Raw genomic sequence first — 640 nt, forward strand, 5'->3', positions numbered from 1 at the left:
GAAAAGGCCCACCGTGAAATGCCGGAGCTGTCCGGTCAGTTCAACACGCCAGTTCTTCAGACCGCTCTTGAAAAAGCCATTTCCTCCGGCGTGCTTGCCGGTAGCACCAGCCGTTACGAATCATGATCGCTCTCAAGGTCAGTGTGAAAAACGGCGCGAGCAAGTTCATGCGCGGATACGTCGAAGCCCTTGCCGGGCCTGAAAAAGCGGAGCTGAACAAAGTCGCGAGCAAGGCAGCGGTGCTTGAGGCTGCAGCCTACCACCGCGAGTTCGACCGCGCCGGCAAATGGCGTGGCAAGAACTACATGGGCAAGGGTGGAGGTGAAGGCTCCGCGTTTGGCTCGACCATCACCGGAGGTTGGTCGTTTGGCAGTTCGGATCAGGACGGTGCCATCATCTTTAACGACGCCGACCACTATGCTCACAAGGTTCGTGGTGGCACCATCCGAGCCAAGCGGGCAGGGGCGTTGACGATTCCAATCATTCCAGAAGCTCGCGGCCGTCGTGCGAGGGATTACGAGATTTTCTATCACACCCGGCTTTTCACGATCAAAGGCAAGCGTGCCCTGTTCGAGCAAGTTGAAGCTGGCGCGAAGAAAGGCCGCAAGAAGAAGGGAAAATCGGGAGCTTCTGGCGGATC

1 pseudogene is annotated in these 640 nt (G+C 57.8%); it reads left to right on the plus strand.

The features are described 5' to 3' along the window. Nucleotides 1-122: 122 nt before the first annotated feature. Nucleotides 123-640: pseudogene (locus tag JIN85_RS22570) on the plus strand (hypothetical protein); the annotation flags it as partial.

This window comes from Luteolibacter pohnpeiensis, assembly GCF_016595435.1.
Taxonomy (GTDB): domain Bacteria; phylum Verrucomicrobiota; class Verrucomicrobiia; order Verrucomicrobiales; family Akkermansiaceae; genus Luteolibacter; species Luteolibacter pohnpeiensis.